1 protein-coding gene is annotated in these 472 nt (G+C 41.9%); it reads right to left on the reverse strand.

Translation table 11 applies throughout. The features are described 5' to 3' along the window. Positions 1-415, reverse strand: a 415-nt coding sequence (locus HMPREF2853_RS03965) for a G5 domain-containing protein (RefSeq protein ID WP_261674235.1), incomplete at its 3' end; no start/stop codon positions are given. Between the last annotated feature and the right edge of the window lie 57 nt (positions 416-472).

The following is a 472-nucleotide window of genomic DNA, read 5'->3' on the forward strand; positions in this document are numbered from 1 at the left end:
TCGTTTCTTCTTTGAAAGCAACTTTTTCCTCTACAGTCACTGTTTCTTTGGTTTCTACACCTGTTTTCTTAGTTCCAACTTCGATGATTTCTTCTACTGGTTCTTTGGTAACTTTCTCGCTTTTCTTAGTACGAGCCGTTTCTTTACCATCTGTCAGTGTGATATCCCAAGTAATGGTCTTAGTACCTTTAACACCCGCTTGTTTCACATTGCGAGTACCTTCTGCAAGATCGGCATTGTTTTCGGTACGAGATGCATAAGGAATCTCTTCTGTTGTAGCGATTTCTTGATGCTCAACTTTTGGTTCAGCTGGTTGTTCCGTCTTACCGGCCAACAAAGCTTCAGCCTTGGCTTTCAATTCATTGTAGCGAGCTTCATATGCCACAAAACCTTTTTGAGCTTCTGGACTCTTCATTGCCTTCTTTGCGGTAGGAAGGTACTTAGTAGCTTCCGCCAAACTATCTTCTAATCC

Origin of the sequence: Streptococcus sp. HMSC077F03 (assembly GCF_001812375.1) — a bacterium.
In the GTDB taxonomy this organism is placed as follows: Bacteria; Bacillota; Bacilli; order Lactobacillales; family Streptococcaceae; genus Streptococcus; species Streptococcus oralis_S.